We start from the raw sequence: 6,188 nt of genomic DNA on the forward strand, positions 1-6,188 counted from the left end.
AGCCTGCCATTGCGGATCGCCATCTGTCGCAGCGATTCCAGCGCGAGCCAGTTCCCCATCGAATGCGCAAGAATCGAGACTTCCTTCACCTCAGAATCGCGCGCCAGATACTGGAACAAATTCTCCAGCGCATTGCGGGTGTAATTGGTGCTCTCGCGGTCATAGCCATAGGCGAGCAGGCTGCCGCGCGATGGCCATGTCACCAGCACCGGCGCGCTGTGTACGCCCGAATCCTGGACGATTTGCGCGAAACGATAGACAGAATCCTCAAACCGATTGTTGAACCCATGGATAAAGACAAGAACGCTGTGATCCGGGCTCTTTCTGACCGAGGCACTCAGCCAGTTTTTGGCTGCGTCCAACGTAATTTGATCCGCTTTCAGCGTGGCGAAATCGGTCGCCGGATTGGAGGGGAGTCTTTTCGGCCAAGCGACGTCGCCTTCCTTGCGGACGTTCTTGGGCGGGATCGACACGGTGATGTCTGCAAAGGCCGGCGTCAGCCCGCGCTCGCCGGTAAACATCTCTCCGGGATTGGACGAGCGGCTGCGCGTCGTCGTCACCAACATATCGACCCTGCTGGTTGCGGGAGCGGTGTCGGCGACAGGCAGCAAGACGTTTTTTGGGTGACCGCCGCAACCCGGCGCCACTACGACCATCGCGCAGACAGCCAGTTGCAGCCACCGAGTGCGAAGCGAATTGGATCTCATGCATCGCCGATTGAGGTTGTGTCCGTCAGCGCTGCGTTCGTGCCTGCTTTACACCTGGGTCCCCCTCGTGCCGCAAAGCTCTATTTAACAATGATCGCTCTTGGATAGGTGAAATGCAAGTACGTAACGGTAACAGTCCGAATCGTGGAATCCTGTTGCAAGCTGGAGGACGTGGAGCTTGCGAGAGGCGATCTTTACCTAATCCCGAGATGTGCAAGCGCGGTCCGCAAGGGCGCGTCGGAGACCTGAATCAAGCCGAGATAGGGGTGGGCCATATCAATGATCAGGAACACAGCCCCCGCCACCGACAACGCACAAACGAACAACATGCAAACGACTGTGGCATTGGCGGGAGCCAGAAGTCCGAACGTGAAAAACAACAGGGCAAGCCAGAACACCAGGATTGCGAGAAAAGCCCACGGCGGTTCCTCGCCTTCTTTTTCCACAAGCAGCCAATGGGCTTCCGCTATTTGCCCGCTGACCTCGAGTGCCCGTGACTGCAGTAAGCGCTTCGCTTCGCTACCAGGAGACAGCGATCGCAATTCATCTTGCACAGGCTCTATTCCAAGGTCGTCACTTGCACTTTCAGGCAATGAAGACACGTTCCCGTTATTTTCCCAGTTCTGGTGAAGCCGCGCCTTGACCAGTTCGGCAAGTATCTGGCGTGCCCCTGCCGTTTCCTGACCGTAGTGCGCCATGACGCGATCAAGAAGCACCAGCCTCGCGACCGATGTTCTGAGCTCTGCTTCGGCACTATCGAACGTTGTTTTGGCCGAGGCAATCAGGAAACCGAGCGCAAGGGCCGACAAGGTTCCGACCACGGCGGTGGCAAGCTTGATCGTATCTCTGGAGTCGGCACTCAGATGATGATCCGGCAAGCGATGGCTGACGATCATCCCCAGGCATGCGGCAGCATACAGGCAGGCAAAAGCGATGCCGCCGATGGCGAGCGCACTCAAAGGCTTGCGCCTGTCTTGGTGGCAGGCGATGGCACATCGACGCGGATGAGCCGTGAAAAGTCCGGCGACAAACCAGCTGCCTTTGCCCGTTCGTCGATATGAGCCAGTGCGCGCAGGTCCGCGAGCGGCACACTGGTATCAAGCGCACCATGGTCATAGGCGTACTCCGGCAAGTAACCATTGACGATCAGCCGCCAGTCGAGGGGAACGGCGTCACCGACCGCACGCATCATCTTGACGATGGTCGTCGTACAGTTCGTGGTAAGCGAGTTGTAGAATTCGGGCGCCGTCGAGAGCGCGTTGGCGTCCAGAACATATTCGAGCAAGAGCGCCCGGGCGGCTTCCGGCGAGGCCTTGAGGCGATAGATCTGGACGTCCTCACCACGAAAGTTGGACCTCACACCAATGACATCGCGTTCGTCAGCGGCGACAATCACCAGAGGATCGCTCTTGAACAGATCGGCGATGGGTGAAAACTCGCCGCCGATGCGCCGCCGGACTTCGATGGACCAGGCGATATACTCGCCGTCCTCAAAGCCGAAGCTGAGAATGACATGGGCAATGTTCGGATTTCCCCAATAGGACATGAAAAGATCGACTGTTCGGAGCTTGTTAAGGTCGTAGGTCCGAGTCGCCCAACGTTCAGTGAAGTCAGTCTTGCTGCTCCATTCGAAGTCTCGGACGTTTGTCAGCGTCAGCAAATCGCCGTTACGCGTCCCCGTCACCTGTTGGGCTACCTCACGGGCCCAATCGGCGTTTTCTGGCGGCCGTATTGCGCTCCACCAAATCAGTATGGCGGCGAATGCCACCAAAAATACCACAAACGCTTGGATACGCAGCCGAGTGAACAGTGCGATGATTGTCGCCAGACCAAGCAGAATGAAAAGGCAACCCGCGGCAATTCTCGCTAGTTCCGGCATCGGCAGGCGATACCACATGGCAAGTGCCGCCCAAGCTGTCGCGATGGCTATGGCCAACAACGCAGCAACGGCGAACAGAATTCGCACTAGCAGACGCAACGAACCCCCCTGGTATCTAAGAGGCGACCACAATCTCCCCATCAGAGCCCCAAATCGCCTCACGGTCAATGCTCCCTTTCGATCCGATCCGGACAGGCTACGAGAGGATTGCGGTACGCGCCTAACAACTCGTCAGCTGAGATCTTGTGATTCGAGAGGGGCGGCATCGATGGACAATAGCGCCATCACGCTTTATGACGATCCGAGCGGTGTACCGACTGTGCCATTCTAACGCTCGCTGTAAGCGGAAATGGTCATGAACAGCCGGAAACGGCAGGCCAACAAACAATTCGGAATTGACGGCAAGTGATTACGAAAAAATACAGTGATTACAAGCGCAACAGATTTGCCGTTGCGCCGATGATCGATTGGACGGACCGCCATTGCAGGACCTTCCATCGCCAGTTCACGCGGCATGCCTTGCTCTATACGGAAATGGTGGTTGCAGACGCGGCGATCCACGGCAATCGCGAGCGGATACTCGGATTCGCCGAGGCGGAGCATCCGGTTGCACTGCAGCTTGGTGGATCCGATCCGGCGAAACTGGCAGACGCGGCGCGTATTGGCGAAGTCATGGGGTACCAGGAAATCAATCTCAATGTCGGCTGCCCATCCGATCGCGTTCAATCGGGCACGTTTGGCGCGTGTCTGATGCAAACGCCTGATGTCGTTGCCGCCTGCGTGGACGCCATGAAGCAGGCGGTGGTAATTCCGGTAACGGTGAAATGCCGCATCGGTGTCGACGATCAGGACACGGAACTGGCCCTTGATGACCTCGCCGGCCGGGTGTTCGAGGCCGGTGCCGATGCATTGTGGGTTCACGCGCGCAAGGCTTGGCTCAAAGGACTTTCACCGAAGGAAAACCGCGATATTCCGCCGCTTGATTACGATCGTGTCTATCGCTTGAAACAGCAAAACCCGAATCAATTCATCGGGATCAACGGCGGTATTCAGACAGTTGATGAAGCCGTTGAGCATTTGAATCATGTGGATGGTGTTATGCTCGGCCGCGCGGCCTATCAGCATCCGATGCTGCTTTTGGATGTCGATGTAAGGATCCATGGTTCGGAACGCGCTTCACTTTCGATCGATGCGATCATTGACCATATGTGCGACTATGCAGATGCTCATATTGGACGTGGCGGCCGGCTGTCACACATCACCCGGCATATGGTTGGACTGTTTCATGGCGCTGCCGGCGCGCGGCGGTGGCGGCAAATTCTCTCGACCGACGCTAATCGACCAGATGCTGACAGTGCAGTCATTCGCCGTGCCTATGAGGCAATTGAAATCGATGCAGGCGCAGAAGCCGCTTAATCCGAGAGGATCAAGCGGTCGCCTCGCACGGAAAAGCCACTCAGCGTATTCAGAAAGTTCATGCCGAGGAGACTCCCGGCCATACGGCCATCCTGCGCCACCATGGCGCGGATGTTGCGGCGTTCGATGGCGCCGATCTTGACGCTGTCCAAAGTAACATTCGCCGCCGTTGTCGTGCCATTTGCGGTCATGATGGGCGTCTTGTAGGAAAGCTCGTCCGGATTGAGACCAGCCCTGCGCGCATCCTCGGATGACAGAACGATGGAGGATGCCCCGGTGTCGACCATAAAGGGCACGGTAGCGCCGTTCACTTCCCCCCTGACTTCGAAGTGACCATTATCCGCCTTGGCCAGTGTTACGGTGATGACGCCGTTGCCATCGCGGTTGGAAATCGGACTGCCGGGGATCAAACCTGCCGTGATCCGGTGACCGACGTCCTGCAATTCGTAGCGATATTGATAGCCAGCGACCAGTGCGAGGATAATGATGATCCAGACAGCCATACTGCGCAGGAAATGGCCGAGCGGAATGCCTGAACCGAGCAGAGCCGAGCCGAGGACGACGCCCCAAATGCTCATGTAGGCAAAGCGGGCGAAATCATCATTCTGGATACCCAGCGTCGAGCCGCTATCATTGTTCGCTATCAGAAGCAGGAGCGTTGCGCCGATCAGTGCAATGATGATCCAAAGAAGACGGCCCATTTTCGATCAGGCCTCCTGCTGCTTTTCGCGTGCCATCCGGCTTCGCCGCGTTTCACGACGCGGGCGCCGTTCGACGGTTTCAAGCCGCGCTGACAGATCGCCCATGATTGCGCGGCGATTTTCTGGTGAAATCACTGACCAGGCCCCGATTTCCTCGCGCGTGCGCCCGCAGCCGAAGCAATAGCCCGTCTTCACGTCGATCGCGCATACAAGGATGCAGGGGGACTCGATAATGCTCATTTTACAGATTTGGTATGATTAGAGCGCGATGACAAGCCCGAGCAGCAGTGAAATCGTGGCGAGCTGCTGCATGGCTCCAAGCGCGTCACCTGTCTGCCCGCCGATCTTCTCACGGCAGAGTGCCGAGAAACCATAGAAGACAAGTGCGGTGAGGAATATTGCGATGATCACAGACGACAGCCCGCCCGCAGTACCGTAGCTCATAGCGAGAATCGTAGCGCCCAGGATCAGTGCAAAGTTGCTTTCATCTGCGTTTGGGATCCCGGCTCGGTCAGCTACGCCACCCGCACGGGCAGAGGGCAGGCTCTGCCAGAATTTGACAAGCACTGCGCGGCTGGCTGCCTCGGTTCCAATCAAAACTACGAGCGTACGAAAAGAGCCAAGTTCATCCAACGTTGTGGCCAGCAGCGCAGTTCGAAGGAGGACGGAAAGGATGAGGACGAGGGTACCATAGGAGCCGATAGTTGAATCCTTCATGATTGCCAGACGGCGTTCGATCGTGCTGCCGCCGTAGAAACCGTCTGCGACATCGGCTAGCCCATCCTCGTGCAGGGCTCCGCTCGTGATGATCAGGGCGGTGATTATCAATAGAGCGGTGACGATTTCGGGCAGATCGAGTGCAGCCGCGATCAGCAATACGATCGACGCTGGTAATGCGATGATGATACCTGCCAAAGGAAAGCCGCGTACCGTGTCGTTAAGCGAGCCGTCATAGCCGTCAAACCAGCGCGGCGGAACAGGCAGGCGCGAGAGAAAGGCCAGCGCCCGCATTGTCTCCTTGACTAAATCCATGCAGCAAACCTCTGATTCGTAGGGTCGCGACACTCTGCGCCGCGTGTTGACCTTTGCGTTTTCTCTTGCAGCGCTTATAGGACGGGGGTTGCTAGGTCGTAAACTCACGAATGGGGTCGAAATGGTATGAGGCTTTTCGTTCGGATACGAGGAGCAAAGGGACAAGAAATGTTTATGCATTTTCGAGGCTTTGCGACGACGTAGCCGGGCGAAAGGACCGTATCCTGCGGCCGCCGAAACGGCTGCAAGCTCAAGTGTCGAACCGCTCGGCCGGGGGAAAGACCCGCCCTTCACGCTTCTCCTCGCATCTTCTTGCCGTTTCTGGCGCCATTGTCGATCATATTAACGGGTCCTAATCCTAGATAAGGTGTCATGCTTCATGACAAGACACAAATAGTCGATAAATGTCTGCGGCAAATGTGACAATTATCAAATAATTGTGCAAAACCGGTT

The 6,188-nt window shown here is 57.0% G+C and carries 7 protein-coding genes; 1 reads left to right on the forward strand and 6 read right to left on the reverse strand.

Annotated features, from left to right (window positions below):
* The 3 genes from AAAC48_RS06800 to AAAC48_RS06810 form a co-directional block, all read right to left on the reverse strand.
* A partial coding sequence (locus AAAC48_RS06800) for an alpha/beta hydrolase (protein WP_340653456.1) occupies nucleotides 1-707 on the reverse strand: 707 nt, incomplete at its 3' end.
* Nucleotides 708-901: 194 nt separating this feature from the next.
* Complete coding sequence (locus AAAC48_RS06805) at nucleotides 902-1,666, reverse strand: DUF4239 domain-containing protein (protein ID WP_340653457.1); 765 nt, start codon at nucleotides 1,664-1,666, stop codon at nucleotides 902-904.
* Nucleotides 1,663-2,685 (reverse strand): DUF4105 domain-containing protein, encoded by a 1,023-nt coding sequence (locus tag AAAC48_RS06810; protein ID WP_340653458.1) that lies wholly within the window; start codon nucleotides 2,683-2,685, stop codon nucleotides 1,663-1,665. Before AAAC48_RS06810 ends, AAAC48_RS06805 begins: the two co-directional genes overlap by 4 nt.
* Nucleotides 2,686-2,991: 306 nt before the next feature.
* Between AAAC48_RS06810 and dusA the strand changes: the two genes are divergently transcribed.
* Nucleotides 2,992-4,002 carry a tRNA dihydrouridine(20/20a) synthase DusA gene (gene dusA / locus AAAC48_RS06815; RefSeq protein WP_340653459.1) on the forward strand — a complete coding sequence of 337 codons (1,011 nt, stop codon included), beginning with the start codon at nucleotides 2,992-2,994 and terminating at the stop codon, nucleotides 4,000-4,002.
* Here the strand turns inward: dusA and AAAC48_RS06820 are convergent.
* The 3 genes from AAAC48_RS06820 to AAAC48_RS06830 are packed head-to-tail and all read right to left on the reverse strand — an operon-like array spanning nucleotide 3,999 to nucleotide 5,735.
* Entirely contained in the window at nucleotides 3,999-4,703 is a 705-nt protein-coding gene (locus AAAC48_RS06820) for a TIGR02281 family clan AA aspartic protease (RefSeq protein ID WP_340653460.1), read from the reverse strand. The two genes, dusA and AAAC48_RS06820, sit on opposite strands and share 4 nt — an antisense overlap.
* Before the next feature lie 6 nt (nucleotides 4,704-4,709).
* The gene (locus AAAC48_RS06825) at nucleotides 4,710-4,943 is read right to left on the reverse strand and encodes a DUF1289 domain-containing protein (protein ID WP_340653461.1); all 234 of its coding nucleotides are present in this window, start codon (nucleotides 4,941-4,943) and stop codon (nucleotides 4,710-4,712) included.
* Nucleotides 4,944-4,961: 18 nt separating this feature from the next.
* On the reverse strand, nucleotides 4,962-5,735 hold the full coding sequence (locus AAAC48_RS06830) for an adenosylcobinamide-GDP ribazoletransferase (protein ID WP_340653462.1): 774 nt from the start codon (nucleotides 5,733-5,735) through the stop codon (nucleotides 4,962-4,964).
* Nucleotides 5,736-6,188 lie beyond the last annotated feature (453 nt).

Source organism: Phyllobacterium sp. (assembly GCF_037994405.1).
Classification (GTDB): Bacteria; Pseudomonadota; Alphaproteobacteria; order Rhizobiales; family Rhizobiaceae; genus Phyllobacterium.